The 18,490-nt window shown below is 67.7% G+C and carries 18 protein-coding genes; 6 read left to right on the forward strand and 12 right to left on the reverse strand.

Annotation, left to right across the window (positions count from 1 at the left end):
* Positions 1–103: 103 nt before the first annotated feature.
* The gene (gene ctaD / locus BJL86_RS13780) at positions 104–1,807 is read left to right on the forward strand and encodes an aa3-type cytochrome oxidase subunit I (protein ID WP_067470749.1); all 1,704 of its coding nucleotides are present in this window, start codon (positions 104–106) and stop codon (positions 1,805–1,807) included.
* Here the strand turns inward: ctaD and BJL86_RS13785 are convergent.
* A complete protein-coding gene (locus BJL86_RS13785) occupies positions 1,804–2,460 on the reverse strand; it encodes a DUF5701 family protein (RefSeq protein WP_197487500.1) in 657 nt (218 codons plus the stop codon). The genes ctaD and BJL86_RS13785 overlap by 4 nt on opposite strands.
* A gap of 55 nt (positions 2,461–2,515) precedes the next feature.
* Between BJL86_RS13785 and BJL86_RS13790 the strand changes: the two genes are divergently transcribed.
* The gene (locus BJL86_RS13790) at positions 2,516–3,004 is read left to right on the forward strand and encodes a hypothetical protein (protein ID WP_067470751.1); all 489 of its coding nucleotides are present in this window, start codon (positions 2,516–2,518) and stop codon (positions 3,002–3,004) included.
* Between the two features lie 259 nt (positions 3,005–3,263).
* Entirely contained in the window at positions 3,264–4,235 is a 972-nt protein-coding gene (locus BJL86_RS13795; RefSeq protein WP_082908249.1) for an MBL fold metallo-hydrolase, read from the forward strand.
* A 35-nt stretch (positions 4,236–4,270) separates the two neighbouring features.
* On the opposite strand, the gene BJL86_RS13800 is transcribed toward BJL86_RS13795, so the two are convergent.
* The 8 genes from BJL86_RS13800 to moaA form a co-directional block, all read right to left on the reverse strand.
* The gene (locus tag BJL86_RS13800; RefSeq protein WP_067470755.1) at positions 4,271–5,110 is read right to left on the reverse strand and encodes an esterase/lipase family protein; all 840 of its coding nucleotides are present in this window, start codon (positions 5,108–5,110) and stop codon (positions 4,271–4,273) included.
* 443 nt (positions 5,111–5,553) lie between these two features.
* On the reverse strand, positions 5,554–6,432 hold the full coding sequence (gene sigJ / locus BJL86_RS13805; RefSeq protein WP_067470756.1) for an RNA polymerase sigma factor SigJ: 879 nt from the start codon (positions 6,430–6,432) through the stop codon (positions 5,554–5,556).
* Between the two features lie 16 nt (positions 6,433–6,448).
* Positions 6,449–7,027, reverse strand: coding sequence for a carboxymuconolactone decarboxylase family protein (locus BJL86_RS13810; protein ID WP_082908251.1), 579 nt, complete (start codon positions 7,025–7,027; stop codon positions 6,449–6,451).
* Between the two features lie 124 nt (positions 7,028–7,151).
* On the reverse strand, positions 7,152–7,808 hold the full coding sequence (locus BJL86_RS13815; protein ID WP_075845037.1) for an ABC transporter ATP-binding protein: 657 nt from the start codon (positions 7,806–7,808) through the stop codon (positions 7,152–7,154).
* Entirely contained in the window at positions 7,805–8,605 is an 801-nt protein-coding gene (modB, locus tag BJL86_RS17250; RefSeq protein WP_067470760.1) for a molybdate ABC transporter permease subunit, read from the reverse strand. The genes BJL86_RS13815 and modB overlap by 4 nt, the downstream gene beginning before the upstream one ends.
* A gap of 2 nt (positions 8,606–8,607) precedes the next feature.
* The gene (gene modA, locus BJL86_RS17255; RefSeq protein WP_197487501.1) at positions 8,608–9,441 is read right to left on the reverse strand and encodes a molybdate ABC transporter substrate-binding protein; all 834 of its coding nucleotides are present in this window, start codon (positions 9,439–9,441) and stop codon (positions 8,608–8,610) included.
* Between the two features lie 2 nt (positions 9,442–9,443).
* Positions 9,444–9,704, reverse strand: coding sequence for a MoaD/ThiS family protein (locus BJL86_RS13830; protein WP_067470762.1), 261 nt, complete (start codon positions 9,702–9,704; stop codon positions 9,444–9,446).
* Positions 9,697–10,680, reverse strand: a complete 984-nt coding sequence (moaA, locus tag BJL86_RS13835) for a GTP 3',8-cyclase MoaA (protein WP_067470764.1) — start codon at positions 10,678–10,680, stop codon at positions 9,697–9,699. The genes BJL86_RS13830 and moaA overlap by 8 nt, the downstream gene beginning before the upstream one ends.
* Positions 10,681–10,769: 89 nt before the next feature.
* Here moaA and moaCB point away from each other — a divergent pair, with 89 nt between their 5' ends.
* Together moaCB and BJL86_RS13845 are read left to right on the forward strand one after the other, a co-directional pair.
* Complete coding sequence (gene moaCB / locus BJL86_RS13840; protein ID WP_082908252.1) at positions 10,770–11,906, forward strand: bifunctional molybdenum cofactor biosynthesis protein MoaC/MoaB; 1,137 nt, start codon at positions 10,770–10,772, stop codon at positions 11,904–11,906.
* Positions 11,896–12,336, forward strand: coding sequence for a molybdenum cofactor biosynthesis protein MoaE (locus BJL86_RS13845; RefSeq protein WP_067470766.1), 441 nt, complete (start codon positions 11,896–11,898; stop codon positions 12,334–12,336). Before moaCB ends, BJL86_RS13845 begins: the two co-directional genes overlap by 11 nt.
* Positions 12,337–12,354: 18 nt before the next feature.
* Here BJL86_RS13845 and BJL86_RS13850 read toward each other — a convergent pair whose 3' ends face one another.
* From BJL86_RS13850 to BJL86_RS13860, 3 genes are read right to left on the reverse strand one after another with little or no spacing between them, the layout of a single operon-like run.
* Positions 12,355–13,860 (reverse strand): FAD-dependent oxidoreductase, encoded by a 1,506-nt coding sequence (locus tag BJL86_RS13850; RefSeq protein WP_067470768.1) that lies wholly within the window; start codon positions 13,858–13,860, stop codon positions 12,355–12,357.
* Positions 13,861–16,005 carry a molybdopterin oxidoreductase family protein gene (locus tag BJL86_RS13855; RefSeq protein WP_075845038.1) on the reverse strand — a complete coding sequence of 715 codons (2,145 nt, stop codon included), beginning with the start codon at positions 16,003–16,005 and terminating at the stop codon, positions 13,861–13,863.
* Entirely contained in the window at positions 16,002–17,414 is a 1,413-nt protein-coding gene (locus BJL86_RS13860; protein ID WP_067477215.1) for an MFS transporter, read from the reverse strand. Before BJL86_RS13860 ends, BJL86_RS13855 begins: the two co-directional genes overlap by 4 nt.
* A gap of 176 nt (positions 17,415–17,590) precedes the next feature.
* On the opposite strand from BJL86_RS13860, the gene BJL86_RS13865 reads away from it, so the two are divergent.
* Entirely contained in the window at positions 17,591–18,490 is a 900-nt protein-coding gene (locus BJL86_RS13865; RefSeq protein ID WP_067477226.1) for an oxidoreductase, read from the forward strand.

The raw sequence follows: 18,490 nt of genomic DNA on the forward strand, positions 1-18,490 counted from the left end.
AAGGCATCGCACGTTTTCGATCGAGCACTTCGCATCGACTTCAGCTCTGCCCAAAAGAGGGCGAGCACTACGACGCGGGTTCGTTCGCTAGGAGGAGGGACGAATGTCCATCACCCTTCCGGAATCACAAGAGTTAACGGCTTCTACCGGGACCAGCGGTTTCGGGCGCCCCGGGTCCTCCGTCTGGAAGCTGCTCACCACAACCGATCACAAGATGCTCGGGCTGATGTACATCGTCACCTGCTTCATCCTGTTCTTCATCGGCGGGCTGATGGCGCTACTCGTACGTGCCGAGCTATTCCTGCCGGGAATGCAATTTTTATCAAACGAGCAGTTCAACCAGATGTTCACGATGCATGGCACCGTCATGCTCCTCTTTTTCGGCACGCCGATAGTAATCGGTTTCGGCAACTACATCGTCCCGTTGCACATCGGCGCTCCCGACGTCGCATTTCCACGACTCAACGCTCTCGGGTACTGGCTTTTCGCATTCGGAGCAGTGCTTCTTCTCGCTGGCTTCGTCACCCCCGGCGGGGCGGCAGCCTTTGGCTGGACGATTTACGCACCATTGTCGGATAGCGCCCATTCGCCACAGGTCGGCGCAGACCTGTGGATCATGGGCGTATCCGTAGGCGGTATCGGCACCATCCTAGGAGCGGTCAATTTGTTGACCACGATCATTTGTATGCGTGCGCCGGGCATGGTCTTCTTCCGGATGCCGATATTCACGTGGAATATCCTCGTCACTGCCGTCATGATTTTGTTTGCCTTTCCCCTCCTCACTGCGGCGTTGATGGGGGTGTTCGTCGATCGTAATTTCGGTGGCCACCTGTTCGACGCGGCAAACGGTGGCGCCATTATGTGGCAACATCTTTTCTGGTTCTTCGGTCATCCCGAGGTCTATATCCTCGCGATCCCGTTCTTCGGGGTGGTGTCCGAGGTCTTCCCTGTCTTCTCGCGTAAGCCGTTGTTCGGTTATGCCGGCCTGGTTTTCGCGACTCTCGGCATCGGCGTCTTGTCGATGGCTGTGTGGGCACACCACATGTTCGCCACGGGCGCGGTCCTACTCCCGTTCTTCTCGTTTATGAGTTTCCTCATCGCAGTGCCGACAGGGGTCAAGTTTTTCAACTGGATCGGAACGATGTGGCGCGGCAAACTCACCTTCGAGACGCCGATGCTGTTTGCGCTCGGCTTCGCGGTCACTTTCCTCTTCGGCGGATTGACCGGGGTGATGATGGCATCCGCGCCGATCGACTTTCACCTTCACGACACATATTTCATCGTCGCCCATTTTCACTACACGCTATTCGGCACCATCGTGTTCTCGGTTTTCGCCGGAACGTACTTCTGGTTTCCCAAGATGACCGGCCGGATGCTCGACGACCGGCTCGGCAAGTGGCACTTTTGGCTCATGTTCGTTGGTTTCCACACGACATTCCTCGTCCAGCATTGGCTGGGAAACCAAGGCATGCCCCGTCGATACGCCGACTATCTGGAGACCGATAATTTCACAGTTCTGAACCAGGTTTCGACAGTCGGCGCGCTCTTACTCGGCGTCGCCATGTTGCCGTTCATGTGGAACGTCATCAAGAGCTGGCGTTACGGAGAGGTAGTTACCGTCGATGATCCGTGGGGCGCCGGAAACTCACTTGAGTGGGCTACCAGTTGTCCCCCGCCTCGCCACAATTTCACTGAGCTCCCCCGCATTCGGTCCGAGCGGCCGGCGTTCGAATTGCATTACCCGCACATGAGCGAGCGCATGCGCACCGAAAACCACACCGGTGCCGAAAAGCGGCAGGCGACCTAGCTTGTCCGCCTAGCTACGGACGCGAAGCCGAGCCACGTGTGCCGGTTGCCGGCCCAGCACCAGCCGACCTTCGGGGCGCCCTTACGCTCGGCGCCGTCCTGTCCGGTACCGCCGCTGATCCACAGCGCCGGCGTCCGCGCGTCGAGGGCAACGCCCTTTTGCGATTTCGGTTGCCGGGCCTTGGGTTTGCGCGAGGCGATGGTCATGAAGCAGTGGTTGGGCTCCAATTGAGCCGGTTCGGCGAGCAGCCAACAGATCCCCTCGGAGACCGTGAGCGGCGTGCGCCCGCGAGCGGTGATTTCCGGCAACGCCTCGTCCGGACTCCAATTGCGCATGTCGTCGCCGCGCTGCGGCTCTGCGAGAACGTATAACGGCGCGTCCGGAATTTCGACGCCGGCGATCGGCGCGAATTCGGCGAGGTCGGTCATGTCCTCGACAACGAACCCCGGCCGGCCAGCGCGCTCGAGCAGCGGAGCTAGCGACGCGGCGGGCACGAGCGAGGGATGGACGGCGACGATCCCTCCACGCGCATTACCCAGCCCGGAGGCGAGTTTGCGAAACTCGTCTTCCCCCATGGAGGCCAGCGCGGGCAGTCCCTTCCGGACCAGAGCATCGACCTGTTCGACGATGGTGGGCAGCGTTTGTCCGTTCATGCGCACTCCTTCGATCCCTCTTCCCCGCAGCCGTACGCGCTCGTAGCCTCGAGACATGCGCACACTGTTCATCCACGGCGCGGGCGGCTTCGACGAGGACCGCCCGCTCGCCGCCGCGTTCGGGGCGCACGCGAGTATGCCACGAATGTCGGACGAGGATATGTCGTACGAGTCCTGGGCCGGGACGTTGCGACCGGCGCTCGCCGAGCTGGACGATGGTGACCTCGTGATAGCCCACTCCTTCGGCGGGTCCATCCTCCTGCTCATACTCGCCGAGGAGGCGTGGCCGCGGTTCGACGTGCACATGCTCGCGATGCCGAATTGGGGACCGAAGGGTTGGGCGATCGCCGACTACGAATTCGCCGCGCCCGTGCCGCCACAGTCCATCACGCTGCACCATTGCGCCGATGACGACGTGGTGCCGCATTCTCACCTCGGCCTCAACTCCGCGCTCCTTCCCCGTGCGCCGGTGGCGTCCTACTCGAGCGGCGGCCACCAGTTCGACGGCCGCCACGACGAGCTGCGCGCGGCGTTCACTCATTGACGTAGCCAGGTTCCTCGAAGACGCACAAGCACGTCGCTCAAATGAATGTCCGCCCGTTGGGGCTCAGCATGCGCCCCTTCTCATCTGATGCGTGCGGACGACCGTACATCCCGGTTCACCCATCAAAGTCACTTTGAAACTATGGTTGCACCAGGAATATCCGTGTCCCGCGCCAAAGCGCGTGGCTCTGGATCCGATCGCCACAAGCTCGGGGGATGAGTTGTTACCTCAATCGGCGCACGCACGAGAATTCGCTTCAATGTTGGCGGCGAGGCAGCGCCACTTCGGGTTGTCCAACGTCGACAAGGACACCGGCGAGGTGAACCCGCGCAAGATCATTCTCTCGTGGTTCGGGGTAAGCGGTTTCGCGATGGCTTTCCGCGGAACTGTCGTCCTGCTCGACGCGTGGGTGCCGCGCGGAATGATTTCCGGGTACGTTCCCACCTCGCCCGGCGAACTGGCCCAGTTACGACCGGAGGCGATTTTTATCGGCCACGGCCATTTCGACCACGCCGGCGATGCCGCCGAGATCGCGGCGGCGTCTGGGGCCGTCGTCGTGGGCACGGAGCAACAGTGCGAACAGATCCAGGGCCAAGCTCGGCATGGACAATATGTCCGCACGCGACCAGTCGGAGATGCGGCAGATGCCCCCGGCACTCGAAATGACGTGAACATCGCCGGAATCGACCTCAGCGTGATGGCGCACATTCACAGTGCACCCAAGCGCCCCGACCGCGAGGATCCGGCCAAGCCGCTCGTGACCTTGCCAGGTGCGCGCTCCCTGATCCGGTTTCGCCCCTCGATGAAGGACGTGCGGCATCTCTGTTCGCACTTGCGCGATCCCGCAGGCGGCACATTGCTTTACCAGTTTCGTGGCGGCGATACGTCCATCACGTGGCACGATAGCTCGGGCCCCATTCCCGAAAATGCCCCGCAGTTGGCTGATGACCTTAGGACGCTGCCGGACACGACGGTGGAAATCGGGGCTGTGCAAGGATTCAATCAGTACGCCAATGGTCTGCGTGACCCGCGCCTCTACATGGAAGCGCTACGTCCCCGCGTGTTCGTGCCGACCCACCACGACAATTGGCTGCCGACAATCACCACGCGTGGATCCGCCTACCGGAGACCGTTGACAAGAGAGATCGAGAATCTCGGTCCTGATGCGCCCCGCTTGCGGTTCCTCAGTGACCCCGAGGACTACGTGAAACCCGAACTTCTGACATTCTGAGCCGACGCGAACGCGCTACTCCCGTCTGGGCCACGTCAGCCGGCGGCGTATGCAGGCAGTGCAGGCTCGGCACCGATGAATGGCTCTCCGATGATGCCCAGGTATTTGCCGGCACCTTCGATACCGGACTTGGCGAATCCAAGGGCGTCGAATTCCGGCAGGATCGGGTTGCCGCACAAGTCCGGCACCCGCGCTGGGTCTGCTGGACCGGGGTGGTTCAATGCATCCAGCGCAAGCTTGTAGCCGGCCCCGTCGTAGAGCATCCCGACGTGCCCGACCAGCCAGGGCCGGCAGTGGTCCTGGATGGCGATGTTGGTGCCGCCGTCGTAACTGCTTACCTCACGCGCCGGTTGGATGCCTTCGTCGGTGAGGCTGAAGAGCGAGGTGACGTCGATATCGGGGTTAACCCTTTGGTCGTTGAGCGCGTTGACGAAATTGGAGTCGCGGGAGAGCTGCCACGCGAGCGCAGGGCACTTGTCCACCACGCAGACGGCATCGGCAAAGATGGTGCCCTTGATCGCTCCGGCAAGCCCGATCATGTCGTCGACCGACTCGGCCACATCGGGCCAGTACTTCATCGCCCACAGCGCGAGCGGAGGTCCGGCGCTGTGCCCGATGACGGAGATGTTCTGCCCTGCCCGCTCCCGAGCTTCGCGGATGGCGTTGACCACGTACTCGGCACCCTGGGCGGCCTCACCTCGTCCGAAATTGCCTACCTGTACGGTGCAGACCGCGAACCCGTCTTTGGTGAGAGCTCGCTGGTAGCCCCAGCTCCATGAGTCCCTTGCGTCGAAGCCGACGCCGTGGACAAGCAGGACCGTCTTCTTGCCCGAGGTCGGGTTCACGTTGCCGTCGCACCACACCGAATTGTCCAAGGCCTCCTGAGGCACGCTCAGAGGCGGCCCGGAAGCTGCGGCTGCAGCGCCCGTGCTCGGTACCAGGCTCATAAGAAAGCCAACACATACGGTCAGCGCGCCCAGCGCCAATCCTCGCCGCCGGCCCTGTCGTGTTCGAGGTGTCTTCATGGGGTTCTCTCCTTGTCGCCGTGCATGATGAGGCGTAGAGCGAGAGACGCTTCGCGGGACACGGTGGGCACACGTTGCCGCGTTGCCGTGTGACGGGGCGAGATCGACTTGAGAATGCGTTTCACGTTGGCCTCCGATGCCCCCAACCTATCTGAAGGGACGAAAGGACCGGACGCTTTTGGCCAAGTTGGATCGCGCGATTTAACAGAATCCGTGACATTCCGGTTTTCCCGGCCCAAGCGGTCGCGCTGGCAGTCGAGAACGGGGCATCGTCCCCGCGCTCGCTCGCCGAATCACACGCGCACGTGCGCGAGCTTCTCCGGGTTGCGGACCATGTCCACCCTGGTGACCCTGTCGCCATCGATCTCGAACCACACGACCGTGTCGACCGCACCGCCGAGATGCCCGACAAGGGCCGGGGCACCGTTGACCTCGGCAATCTGCCATTCAAGCGCCTGCGTGTCCGGCTTGGAGAGGATCCCGGCGGTAAAGCGAACCACCTTCGATGCACCGGAAATCGGTCGTCGCGCGGCAGAGGCGTGGCCTCCGGCGTCAGTCGTGAGAACAATGTCCGGGGACAGCGCTCCCAACAATTCGTCGACCGCGACCGTGCCCCTCGCGACCTCGAGGAACATCTCGGCGACGCGAAACTGCGCGTCGGGATCGACGGGATACCTGGGAGCGCGTTCCCGCACGTGAGAGCGAGCACGGTGTACCAGCTGCCGCACCGACGCCTCGGATTTGTCCAGGGCGCAAGCGATGTCCGCGTACGACGAATCGAACACCTCGCGCAGCACGAACACGGCCCGCTCGAGCGGGGACAACGACTCGAGCACAACCAGCATCGCCAGCGAAACGTCCTCGGCCACTTCGACACTGTGCGGAGGGTCCGCGCCTTCTCCGGTCGACATCGGCTCGGGTAGCCACGGACCGACGTACGACTCGCGCCGACGCTCGGCCGAGCGCACGATATTCAGCGCGGTCCGCGTCACTGCGGTGAGCAGGTACGATCGCGGCCGCTCGATCGCATCGAGCTCCTTCTCCCGCCAGCGCAGCCACGTCTCCTGTACGGCGTCCTCGCTGTCGGCGACCGAACCGAGGATCCCGTAAGCGGCGCGAAAGAGCGCCGCGCGATGCTCACCGAACACCTGCGCGTGGCCGTCATCGTCCATGCTCACACCGCATCCCTCATCCGATCTCGCAGGTGTCCTTGAAGCCCTGACTCGACAGCCCGAGTCCCGCGTTTGTCCTGCTACGGTAATTCTCCAGCGAAACAAGCGCAGCAAGTTCCACGATCTGCCGGTCGGTCAACTCCTCCCGAAGTTCGTCGACCATCTCGCGTGTGACGGCGGAGGGCGTCGCCGTCGCGGCGACCGCGTATGCGATCACCTTTCGCTCGAGCGGCGTATAGACGGCACTTGCCTCCCATTCCGCGATGCCGCGGATCTTCTCTGCCGGCACTCCCCTGTGGTTGGCCTCCCAGTAGCCGAAGTCCATGCACCACGAGCAGCCGATCTCCCGACTCACCGCGAGTATCGCCAGCGTGCTCATCGTCGTCGGCAGCGCCTTCCACCGCGAGGCGGTCGCCTCCAACGCGAGTGAACTCGCCAGCGCGCCCTTGTGGTGGAAGGACACCGCCAGCGGGTCGAGCACCTTGCCGTAGATCTTTGTCGACGCCCACTCCGCACATCTCTCGAGCAGGCTGCTCGCGCCCAGCGGGATCCACGCACGATCAGTGCTGCCGCTTACCGCCTGCACCTTGTCCATTCCCGTCTCCTTGCCTTGTCGGGGCCCGCTTGTCGAAGCCCACACACCAGGGACACCGCCGATTGCAGTCCTGTGACATCGAGACCGTCGCGGATACCGCTTCGCCGTTGCCTGAGGCCGGTGCTCAGCCGAGCGGGATGTCGCGGGTCGCGAGTGCTTTGACGTCGGTGGGGTCGTGGGTGACGAGGATCGTGGGCGCGTCCGAGTCCGCGAGGTGGCGGGCGAGGACGTCACGCAGCGGGCCGCGGCTGGGTGCATCGATGGCCGCGAGCGGCTCGTCGAGTAGACGCAGGCGCGGGGATTGCGCGGCGAGGGCTCGGGCGATGGCCACCCGTCCGCGTTGCCCGCCGGACAGCTTCGTCGGTTTGAGTGTGTGTTTGTTCGGCGGAAGGCCGAGTTCGTCGAGGAGCTCGGCGGCCCGTCGGTGTGCGTCGGCGCGGGGAATGCCGGAGAGTGTGGCGGCAAAGGAGACATTGGTCTCCGCCGTCATATGTGGAACGAGCCGAGGCTCTTGGAAGACGACGGCCAGGCGGCGATGCTCTGGCGGCAGGTGGGTCATGTCCTCGCCGCCGAGGGTGTAGGTGCCGTCGGGGTCGAGGGTGCCGCCGAGGCCGGCGAGGAAGCGCAGGACTGTCGTTTTTCCGACGCCGTTAGGTCCGGACAGCGCGACGATTTCGCCGGGTTCGACGGAGATGTCGACGGCGAGGGTGAACTCTCCACGGGTGATGGTGCCGGCGAGGCGGAGGGCGCCGCCGCGAGCGTGCAACGAGGGTTCGTTCATGACACCCCCACCCTGTCCGCCCAGCGGCCGCGCAGCACGATGAGCACGGCGAGCGAGACGACGATGAGGAAGATCGACAGGATGTTCGCGCGATCGGGATCGGTCTGGAGCGCGAGGTAGATCTCCGAGGGCATCGTGCGGGTGACTCCCTGGAGATTGCCGGCGAACGTGACGGTCGCGCCGAATTCGCCGAGAGCGCGGGCGGCGGCGAGGACCGCGCCTGCGCCGATGCCCGGGAACACTGCGGGGAGCGTGACCTTGCGGAATACGGTTGCCGGGTCGGCGCCGAAGGCGGAGACGGCCTCTTCGACATCGCGGTCGCGGGACAGCAGCGCGCCCTCGACGCTCATGACGAAGAACGGGAGCGCGACGTAGGCCTGCGCGATCACCACCGCCGCCGTCGTGAAGGGAATGGAGAAACCGAACGCGTCGAACAGCGGCTCGCCGGCCACGCCGCGCCGACCGAGCAGAGCAAGCAATGCGGCGCCGCCGACGACAGGGGGCATGAGCATCGGCACCGTGACCAGCGCGCGGACTACACGTTTGCCTCGGAAATCGGGGCCGGCGAGCAGTGCCGCAATGGGAGTACCTATGACGGCGCACGCCGCCGTCGCGCAGACGGCGCACAGGAGCGAGAGCCTGATCGCGTCCCACACCGCGCCGTCGGAGGTGAGCTCGGACAGGCGACCGAGCGGGGTGAGGATGACGAGCGCGAGCAGCGGGGCGACGAGTATGGCGACGCCGATCCAGCCGGCGATGCGCAGCGCTGCCCCGCCCGCTCGTGCGCGAGAGCGCACCCCTAGTTGCCCTCGGGCGCGAGGAATCCGGCCTGGGCGAGAATGCTCTGTGCCTCGGGTGTGAGGAGGAAGTCCTGGAACTTTCCGGCGGCCGAGTCGGCTGCCTCGTCGCCGTCGTCGGCGGTCGACTGGGCGACGGGGTAGCTCGTGGTCGCGGCCTCGGCGTCGGGCACGTCGATGCCCTCCACTTCGCCGCGCGCGGAGGCGACGTCGGTGCGGTAGACGATGCCCGCGTCGACCTCGCCGGTGCGCACGCGGGTGAGCACCGCGGTGACATCGTTCTCGCGGGTGACGGGCTCGAACTGGACCCCGTCCGCGTCGATGACCTTCTTCGCTGCCGCGCCGCACGGCACCTCGACCTCGCACAACGCGACGCGGACGTCTTCGCCCGCGAAGTCGTCGAGCCCGTCGATGTGCGCCGGGTTGTCGGCGGGCACCGCGATCTGCGGGACGTTGCGGGCGAATATCGCTTCGCCTGTGACGACGCCGGCTTTGGTCGCCGGTTCCAGCGAGGCCTCGCTCGCGAGCATGACGAGGTTGTACGGGGCGCCGCCGATGAGCTGGGACACGAGCGTCGGCGAACCGGCGGGCTCGAACTCGACCTGCACATCGGGGTTGGTCTCGTTGAATTTCTCGATGAGCTGCGGGAGAACATCGGAGAGCGAGGCCGCGGCGCCGATTCGGATGGTGACCTGTGACTGCTCCGAGTCCGCACCGGAACCGGAATCGGAATCGGTCGAGCATCCGGCGGCGAGAACCGCGGTGGCGGCGAGGGCTGCGCCTGCGCGGCGGAAGGTCGCCGCACGGGTGGAGGAACGGATGAGCGAGCTGGTCACGGTTAGCCTCCGGTGAAGGGCGGGAGCACGTCGACCTTGCGGCCGTGCGGGCGGGAGAGGTCGCGGGTGAGGACCTCGTCGACGAAGAAGCGGCACGCGTCGAGGAGTTCGACGGCCTTCTCGCCGTGGGTGCTCACGATGGCCTCGCGGACTCCAGCCAGCGTACCCCCGGCGACCTGCAGCGTCTCGCTTTCGGTGCCGACCGTGTCGGCGGCCCAGGCGAAATATTCGACCTCGACGGCCTGCGTGACGAGCTCAGCCACCGATCCCTCCCATCGTCCGCTTGGCGCGGGGGCGGTCGTCGGTGAGCCCGCCGTGTCCGGCCCACTTGCCCCACATCGCCTGTTTCCAGAGCTCGCCAATCTCCTCGTCGCTCGCGCCGGCGCGCAGTGGCGTGAGCAAGTCGGTTTCGTCGTCCCCGAACAGGCACGGCCGAACGGTCCCCTCCGCCGTGACGCGTGTGCGGTCACAAGCGGCGCAGAACTGCCGGGTGACCGACGCGATGATACCGACGGTGTGGGCGCCGCCATCGACCTGCCAACGCTCCGCGGGCGCCGCAGGATCGTCGCGCCCGACAGGGGTGAGCTCGAAGTGTTCGGACAGGACCGCGAGCAGCTCGTCCGCGGTGACCATCGCGCCGCGCTGCCACGTCTGCTCCGCCTCGAGCGGCATCTGCTCGATAAAACGCAGCTCGGCGCCCTCGTCCATGCAGAATTGCAGCAGCTCCGGCGCACCGGCGAGAGTCTCGCGCATCGCCACCGCGTTGACCTTGACCGGGCCTAGCCCGGCGGCCTTCGCCGCGCGCACCCCGGCGATCGAGGCATCGACGCGGTCGCGGCGGGTGACGCGCTCGAAGGTCGCCCGGTCCACGGTGTCGAGGGAGATGTTGACCCGCGTGAGCCCCGCGGCGGCGAGCGCGTCCGCGCGCTTGGCCAGGCCGAGCGCGTTGGTCGTGATCGCGAGCGGGACCGCCGGGTGCAGCTCGTGGCACCTCGCGACGATGTGTTCGAGGTCGCGGCGCAGCAGCGGCTCGCCACCGGTGAAGCGCACCTCGGCGATGCCGAGATCGCGGATAGCGAGGTCGACGAGGCGGATGACTTCCTCCGACGTCATAAGCCGGTCCGCGGGGACCAGCGGCAAACCTTCGGCAGGCATGCAATACGTGCAGCGTAGGTTGCATTTTTCGGTCAGCGAGACGCGAAGGTCGCGCGCCACGCGTCCGAACGTGTCGAGGAGCATCGCATTCCTCCTTCCCGCCGGCTCGGCTCAAATCCGAGGCTACGCGCGGGGCGGGCGGTCGCGAAACGCGCGGCGCTAGGATTGAGGGCATGGCCAAGCACTCCAAGCCCGAGCCCCAGGACACACCCGAGGACGCAGTGGAAAACGCAGGATCCGCCGCGGGCCTGACGCACACCGATGCCGCCGGCGCGGTGCGGATGGTCGACATCGACGATAAAGCCGTGACAAGTCGAACTGCCACCGCCACTGGCGTTTTCGTAACCACGGCCGAGGTTATCGAGCTCGTGGCGAGCGACGGAATGCCCAAGGGCGACGTCCTCGCCACCGCGAGGCTCGCGGGGATCAACGCGGCGAAGCACACGTGGGAACTCGTTCCGCTGTGCCACCAGATTCCGCTCACCGGCGTCAAGGTGGAGCTCACCCCGCGCGGGGATCGGATCGAGATCTCCGCGACGGCGAAGACCACGGGAAAGACGGGCGTGGAGATGGAGGCGCTCACGGCGGTGCACGTCGCCGCGTTGACGCTGCACGACATGGTCAAGGCTGTTGACCCGGCGGCGCGCGCGGAGGACATCAAGCTCGCCGCGAAGACGGGAGGCCGCTCCGGGCAGTGGTCGCGCGGCGCCGATTCGGGGCCTGCGAGCGCCGCACTCTCGAAGGCGGTCGGGGCGCTGCGCGAGTTCGCCGCCCGCGAGCCGGGCGAGGCGCGCACTGCGGTCGTGCTCACGTCCTCCACCCGAGGGGCGCTCGGCGAGCGCAAGGACAAAACGGGGCCGAAGATCGCGGACTGGCTGCGCGGCAAGGGGTATGACGTCGCAGGTCCCCTTCTCGTGGCCGACGCGGATGTCTCCGTCGCGCTGCGGGAGGCGCTCGCCGCGAATCCCTCTGTCGTGCTCACCACCGGCGGCACCGGTGTCGCGAAGGACGACCGGACGCCGGAGGCCGTAGCGGAGCTCCTCACTCGCGAGGTGCCGGGCGTCGGAGAGGCGATGCGCGCGCACGGGCGGGCGAACACCCCGCTTGCCGATGTATCCCGTTCGGTCACCGGTTTCGCCGGTTCTACTTTTGTCGCGACGCTCCCGGGTTCGCGCGGCGGGGTGGCCGATGGGCTCGCTGTGCTCGACACCGTGCTCGAGCATCTGCTCATGGTGTCCGAGGCCGTCGGGGATGCCTCCGGTGCGCACGAGGAGTCCACGCCGTCCTCGCGGGGTAAGCATGGGAAATAGCGTCCTGCTTGCGGAGATCCGCGACGAGGCGATTGTCCCGGCGGAGGTCGAGGCGCTCGTGCGTGCCGAATCCGTGGGCGCGACAGTGTGTTTCACCGGGCTCGTGCGTGACCACGATCGCGACCTACCCGGCGAGACCGTGACCTCGCTGGAGTACTCCTGCCACCCGTCGGCACCGGAGTTCATGGCGCAGGTGTGCGGCGAGATCGCCGAGAAGTTCGGGGTTCGCGTGGCCGCGGCACATCGCGTCGGCACCCTCGCGGTCGGTGATGTCGCCGTCGCCGCCGCCGTGTCGAGCGCGCACCGGGGCGATTCCTTCGAGGCGTGCCGCGAGCTCATCGACCGCATCAAGTCCGAGGTGCCGATCTGGAAGCGGCAGTACGGCGCGGCCGGCTCGGCAGAATGGGTCCGCGGCACCTGCACGCACTGAGCGGCGAGGCGCGCCATCTCACACCGTGGCGGGTTCGCGTGCGTGCGCGTCCTGCGCGTCCAGCCAGCCGAGGATCTTTTCCACTTTCCCCGCGCACGTGCCGCAGCCCGTCGTCGCGCGGGTGCACTCGGCGATGGCGGCGACGTCGCACGCGCCTTCGCCGTGGGCGCGGACCAGGGCGTCCTTACTCACCGCGTTGCACTGGCACACCGTGTGTTCGCCGGGCATGTCCGCGGGTTCGGGCTCGCCGCCGCCGGCGCCCGCCGACTCGGTGCCGGTGAGCATCGCGAGCCTGTCGAGCGGCGCCATCGCGCCGGAGTCGAACATCTGCGTCACGGCGCCGACGACGTCGTCCATCCCCACGAGCACGCCGCCGACGATCCTTCCGGACTCGACGACAAGCTTGCCGTAGCGTCCTGCCGCGGGGTCGGAGAGCACGGTGACGTCCGGCCCACCCGGTTCCCAGTCGAAGGGCTCGACGCACCAGCGCCCGAAGGAGGCGACGTCGAGCGCGTCGATCTTCAGGCGCACCGCCTCCCGCCGGTGGGCGACGGTGCGCGGCTCCTGCGCGCCGCCGAACTGCGCGCAGATGTTGTGGGCGACGACCTCCGCCTGTTCCCAGCCCGGCCGCAAGGTTCCCGTGGGCACCCCGTCGAATTCGGCGCAGTCCCCCGCTGCCCACAGCCCATCCGCGCTGGTGGAGCAGCGCTCGTCGATGACGATGCCGCGCCGCACGTCTACACCCGCATTCTCGGCGAGCGCGGTATTCGCCCGCACGCCCGCGGACACCACGACGAGATCGGCGGGCACGAACTGGCCGTCGCCGAGGCGCAGCCCTCCTTCCTCGACGCCGGCGGCGCGGGCGCCGAGCATCAGGTCGACGCCCTGTTCGCGCACGCACCGGGCGAGGATCGCCCCCGGTGTTGCGCCGAGCTGCTTGTCCATCGGCGCGTCGCCGGGATGCAGCAGCGACACCCGCGCGCCGCGGCCCGCGACGTCCGGATTGCGCGCGAGCGCGTCCGCTATCTCCACGCCGAGCACTCCCCCGCCGATGACGGCGATGTTCCGGGCGCCCCGCGCCGCCGCAAGCACCCGTTCGCAGTCCGCGCGTCCGCGTAGGCCGAGGATTTCGGGATGTCCGACGTCATGGGCGGTGGTGAGGGTCGGCGGAAGGAAGGAGCGCGCGCCGGTGGCGAGGACGAGGTGGTCGAACGGCAGCTGCTCGGGCCCGGCCGGGCCGTCGACGAGAACGGTGCGCGCGGCGGCTTCCACGGCCTGCACGGATGTAGAGGTGCGGAAGTCGATGTCGCGCTCGCGCCACCACCGCGCAGAGTGGAGCTCAGTCTCGGACGGGGCCAGGGAGCCGGCGAGCGCGGTGGAGAGCAGGACGCGGTTATAGGCGAGGTGCTCCTCGTCGCCGAGAACGATGATCTCGAGTGAGCGGCTGCGGGAGCGGAGTTCCTCGGCGCAGCGGGCGCCGACCATTCCGCCGCCGACGATGATGACCCGCGGTCGGTGGGACATTCAGATCGCCTCCATCGTGACGTTGTTGACCTTGAAATCGGGCATCCGGCTGTGGGGGTCGAGACTCGCCTCGGTGGCGAGGTTCGCGCGCCCGGCGCCGGGAAAGTGGAAGGGCACGAACACGGTGTCGCGGCGCGAGGTGGGATCGAGGAGGACGCGCGCCTCGATCGATCCGGCGCGCCCGCGGATCCGCACCATCACCCCGTCGGCGAGGTCGAAGCTGGTGGCGGTGTCCGGGTGCATCGTCGCGGTGGCCTCGGGGTCGGTGCGGTGGAGTTCGGGAACGCGGCGGGTCTGCGCGCCGGACTGGTAATGCCCGAGCAGCCGCCCGGTGGTGAGCACGACCTGGCGCTCGGCGACGCGGGTGTCGAACGTGTCGGGCGCGCCCACGTCCAGAGAGAACACCGCGCGCCCGTCGGCGGTGGCGAAGGAGCCGAGGAACAGCCGCGGGGTCCCGCCGGGCGAATCGGCCCCGCACGGCCAGTGCAGCGCCTCGCCGGCATCGAGCCGGGCGTGCGAGATCGCCGAGTAGTCCGCGGCGCCGCCGGCGGAGGCCCGGGCGAGCTCGTCGAACACCTCCGCGGGGTCGGTGGGAAACCAGTGCGCCGGCCTGCCGAGGCGCTCGGCCAGCGCGCGGAGGATCTCGAGTTCGTCGCGGGTGCCGGCGGGCGGCTCGGCGGCGCGGCGCCGGCGCAGCACGCGCCCCTCGAGGTTGGTCACGGTGCCTTCCTCCTCGGCCCACTGGCGCACGGGCAGCACGACGTCGGCGAGCTGCGCGGTCTCCGAGGGCACGAAGTCGGCGACGACGAGCGTGTCGAGCGTGTCGAGCCGTTCGGCGACGCGGGCGGCGTCCGGCGCCGAGACGACCGGGTTCGAAGCGTGCACGAAGAGCATCTGAACGCCGGGGCGCCCGTCGGCGGCGACATCGCGGCCGCAGGCGTCGAGCAGCTCGAACGCGCTGCGCCCCGGCCCGGGAATGGCGTCCGGGTCCACTCCCCATACCGCGGCGACGTGGGCGCGTGCTGCGGGGTCGGTGATCTTGCGGTACCCGGGGAGCTGATCGCATTTCTGCCCGTGCTCGCGTCCGCCCTGGCCGTTGCCCTGTCCGGTGATGGTGCCCCAGCCCGAGCGCTTGCGGCCCGGCAGCCCGAGGGCGAGTGCCAGCGCGATCCACGTGGCTACCGTGTCGGTGCCGCGGGAGGACTGCTCCGCGCCGCGGGCGGTGAGGATGTACGCCCCGCGCCCGGCCCGCGCGGCCGTGGCGAGCCGCTCCACCGCGGCGCGCAGCGCAGGCACGCCGACGCCGGTCACGGCCTCGGTGCGCTCGGGCAGCCACTGCGAGGCCACGGCCCACGCATCGTCGAAACCGCTGGTGCGGTCTCGGATGTAGTCGCGGTCGGCCCATCCGCGGGTGACGGCGATGTGCAGCAGCCCCGCGGCGAGCGCGGCGTCGGTTCCGGGACGATTTTGCAGGTGCACCCCTCCGGCCTCGTCCGCGAGGCGCGCGGTCGCGCTGCGGCGGGGATCGACGACCATGAGCCCGCCGGACTCTCGCGCGGTATCCAGGTGCGTGACCATCGGCGGCATCGTTTCCGCCGGGTTCGCGCCGACGAGAAGAATGGCCTCGGCATCGTCGAGATCGGCGAGCGGGAACGGCATGCCGCGGTCGAGGCCGAAACACCGCGCCGCGCCCGCGGCCGCCGAGGACATGCACCAGCGGCCGTTGTAATCGATCTGCGAGGTGCCCAGCCCGAGGCGGGCGAATTTGCCCAGCATGTACGCCTTCTCGTTGGTCAGCCCGCCGCCCCCGAACACGCCGACCCGGTCGGGTTCGCGGCCGCCGGCGCTCGCCCGGTGCACCGCCTCGGCGATGACGTCGAAGGCCTCACCCCACGTGGCGGGCGCGAGCTCGCCTGACTTTCCGCCGCGCCGGAGCAGCGGGGTCGTCAGGCGATCGCCGACGCCCAGGACCTGGGCGGACGACCAGCCCTTGCGGCACAGCCGGCCGCGATTGGTGGGAAAGTCGAGCGGGGTGACCTCGAGCGGGACGCGGCGTCCGACGTCATCCTGCGATGGGGTTGTGGGAGACAGCGCCATCCCGCATTGCAGCGCACAGTAGGGACAGTGGGTGTCGGTGCGGGTCATTTCTGGCGCACCAGGGCGGGATCGGCAGCATTCGCGGCCCGTTCGCCGTAGGTGAGCGCGTCGCAGGCCTGCGTGGTGCTCGTGCGGCGGCGCACCTTCGTGAAGAACGACAGGGTGATCACCGCGGCCACGACGTAGTACATCGCGAAGAACGCGAACGCCGAGGAGGCGTCGCCGGTGTCCAGGTAGGACTGGCGCAGCACCATGTTGATGCCGACGCCGCCCAGTCCGCCGATCGCCCCGGCGACGCCGATGAGCGCACCCGAAGAGACCTGCGAGAATTCTCGGCGGCGGCCCGGTTCGAGGCTCTGGTCGTGGACCTTCTTCCACGACACCGCCTCGAAGCTGTCCGGGATGAGCTTGTACACCGAACCGTTGCCGACACCCGAGGCGATGAACAAGACGATGAACAGCGCGACGACCACCGGCAACGAGTCGACGGCGGCGAGCGCGACGGAGCAGGCGAGCATGACGACGAACGCCGCGGCGGTGACGAGCCCACCGCCGATCCGGTCCGCCCACTTGCCGCCGTACACGCGGGCAATGGAGCCTAGGAGCGGGCCGAGGAACGCGATCTGCGCGGCGTGCAGCGTCGCCTGCGCGGGGCTGTCGCCGCCGGCGAGATAGTGCTGCTGGAGTACCTGGCCGAAGGCGAAGGAGAAGCCGATAAAGGAGCCGAAGGTGCCGATGTAGAGCAGCGAGATGAGCCAGGAGTCGCGGTAGGCCATCACCGCGCCGAGGGATTTGAGATCCGCGGTGCGGCCGTCGATGTTGTCCATGTACAGCGCGGCGCCGATGCCCGCGACCGCTAGGAGTACGAGGTACACCGCGCACACGATCTCCGGCCGCGTATTGCCCACGGTGGCGATGACGAGCAGGCCGAGCAGCTGCACGACGGGCACGCCGAGGTTGCCGCCGCCGGCGTTGAGGCCGAGCGCCCAGCCCTTGAGGCGCTGCGGGAAGAAGGCGTTGATGTTGGTCATCGACGACGCGAAGTTCCCGCCGCCGAAGCCCGAGAGCGCGGCGACGAGCAGGTACGCCCACAGCGCGTGGCCCGGGTCGAGCACGAGCAGCAACGCGCCGCCGGTGGGGATGAGAAGGACGACGGCGGAGAACACGGTCCAGTTACGGCCGCCGAACTTCGCCGTGGCGAGGCTGTAGGGCAGGCGGAGCACCGCGCCGGTCGCGGTCGCGGCGGCGGCGATGAGGAATTTATCGGCCGCGCCGAGCCCGTAGACATCCTCGGGCATGAACAGCACGAGCACCGACCACAAACTCCACACCGAGAACCCGACGTGCTCGGCGACCACCGACCACAGCAGGTTCCGTTTGGCGATCTTCTCGCCGCCCGCCTCCCAGGCCGTCGTGTCCTCGGGATTCCAGTTCTCGATCACGTGTGAGCGCGCCATCGCGACACATCCTTTCCGCAGTGGATGCGTCCGACGCTATGCACGCAGCATTTCGGCGAGGTTTACTCGCGTGAACGCCGTGAAACGACTGTGTTTCGTGCCCGCGCTCGGCCCGTAACAATTGTTCGTGGCGCGGATCCACGCGGGCCCCGCGAGAGTTGTGTTTAATGGGCGCCATGGCAACTCAACGCTGGACCGAAGCCGACATCGTCGCCCAGACCGGCCGCACCTTCGTCGTCACGGGCGCGAATTCGGGCCTGGGCCTGCACAGCACCAAGGCGCTCACTGGCGCGGGCGCGCGCGTCATCATGGCGTGCCGCAACACCGAGAAGGCCGAGGCGGCGCGCGAGGAGCTGCCCGCGGACTCGCGCAAGCTCGCCGAGGTCCACGAGCTCGACCTCGGCGATCTACGCTCGGTCGATTCGTTCGTGTCGGGCATCGAGGACCGCGGCGTCGACGTGCTCATCAACAACGCCGGCGTCATGGACATCCCGCTCGGGCGCACCGCGCAGGGCTTCGAGGAGCAGTTCGGCGTCAACGTGCTCGGCCATTTCGCGCTCACCTCGCAGCTCGAGCACAAGATCACCGACCGCGTCGTGTGGCTCGGCTCGCTCATGCACCAGCTCGGTTGGATCAACCTCGACGACCTCAATTACGAGCGGCGCTCCTACAATTCGTGGCTCGCCTACGGGCAGTCGAAGCTCGCGTGCGTCATGCTCGCCTACGAACAGCAGCGCCGTTTCGTGCGCGAGGGGTCAACGCTGCGCGCTGTCGTCGCGCACCCGGGTTATTCGGCGACCAACCTGCAGTCGCACAGCAGCAACGCGGTGGTGCGCCAGATCATGAAGCTCGGCAACTCGTTGCCGCTCCTCGCGCAGCCGCCTCACCGCGGCGCGCTGCCCGAGCTCTACGCGGCCACGGTCCCGGATCTGCCCGGCGGCTGGTACATCGGCCCCGACGGCCCGGGCGAGGTTCAGGGCTTCCCGCGCCCTGTCGCCTCGAATAAGCGCAGCTATGACGTCGGAGTTGCCGAAAAACTCTGGGACGCCTGCGCCGAGCTCGTCGAGCGGCGCTAG

Source organism: Dietzia timorensis (assembly GCF_001659785.1).
Taxonomy (GTDB): Bacteria; Actinomycetota; Actinomycetes; order Mycobacteriales; family Mycobacteriaceae; genus Dietzia; species Dietzia timorensis.

Coding starts and splice junctions, on each gene's coding strand:
- BJL86_RS13815 (WP_075845037.1), bottom strand. CDS start 7,808: ATGAACGAACCCTCGTTGCACGCTCGCGGCGGCGCCCTCCGCCTCGCC.
- moaCB (WP_082908252.1), top strand. CDS start 10,770: ATGGCCAAGCACTCCAAGCCCGAGCCCCAGGACACACCCGAGGACGCA.
- BJL86_RS13795 (WP_082908249.1), top strand. CDS start 3,264: ATGTTGGCGGCGAGGCAGCGCCACTTCGGGTTGTCCAACGTCGACAAG.
- sigJ (WP_067470756.1), bottom strand. CDS start 6,432: ATGGACGATGACGGCCACGCGCAGGTGTTCGGTGAGCATCGCGCGGCG.
- BJL86_RS13785 (WP_197487500.1), bottom strand. CDS start 2,460: ATGAACGGACAAACGCTGCCCACCATCGTCGAACAGGTCGATGCTCTG.
- moaA (WP_067470764.1), bottom strand. CDS start 10,680: ATGCTCCTCGACACGTTCGGACGCGTGGCGCGCGACCTTCGCGTCTCG.
- BJL86_RS13810 (WP_082908251.1), bottom strand. CDS start 7,027: ATGGACAAGGTGCAGGCGGTAAGCGGCAGCACTGATCGTGCGTGGATC.
- BJL86_RS13850 (WP_067470768.1), bottom strand. CDS start 13,860: ATGTCCCACCGACCGCGGGTCATCATCGTCGGCGGCGGAATGGTCGGC.
- BJL86_RS13865 (WP_067477226.1), top strand. CDS start 17,591: ATGGCAACTCAACGCTGGACCGAAGCCGACATCGTCGCCCAGACCGGC.
- BJL86_RS13790 (WP_067470751.1), top strand. CDS start 2,516: ATGCGCACACTGTTCATCCACGGCGCGGGCGGCTTCGACGAGGACCGC.
- BJL86_RS13845 (WP_067470766.1), top strand. CDS start 11,896: ATGGGAAATAGCGTCCTGCTTGCGGAGATCCGCGACGAGGCGATTGTC.
- BJL86_RS13860 (WP_067477215.1), bottom strand. CDS start 17,414: ATGGCGCGCTCACACGTGATCGAGAACTGGAATCCCGAGGACACGACG.
- BJL86_RS13855 (WP_075845038.1), bottom strand. CDS start 16,005: ATGACCCGCACCGACACCCACTGTCCCTACTGTGCGCTGCAATGCGGG.
- ctaD (WP_067470749.1), top strand. CDS start 104: ATGTCCATCACCCTTCCGGAATCACAAGAGTTAACGGCTTCTACCGGG.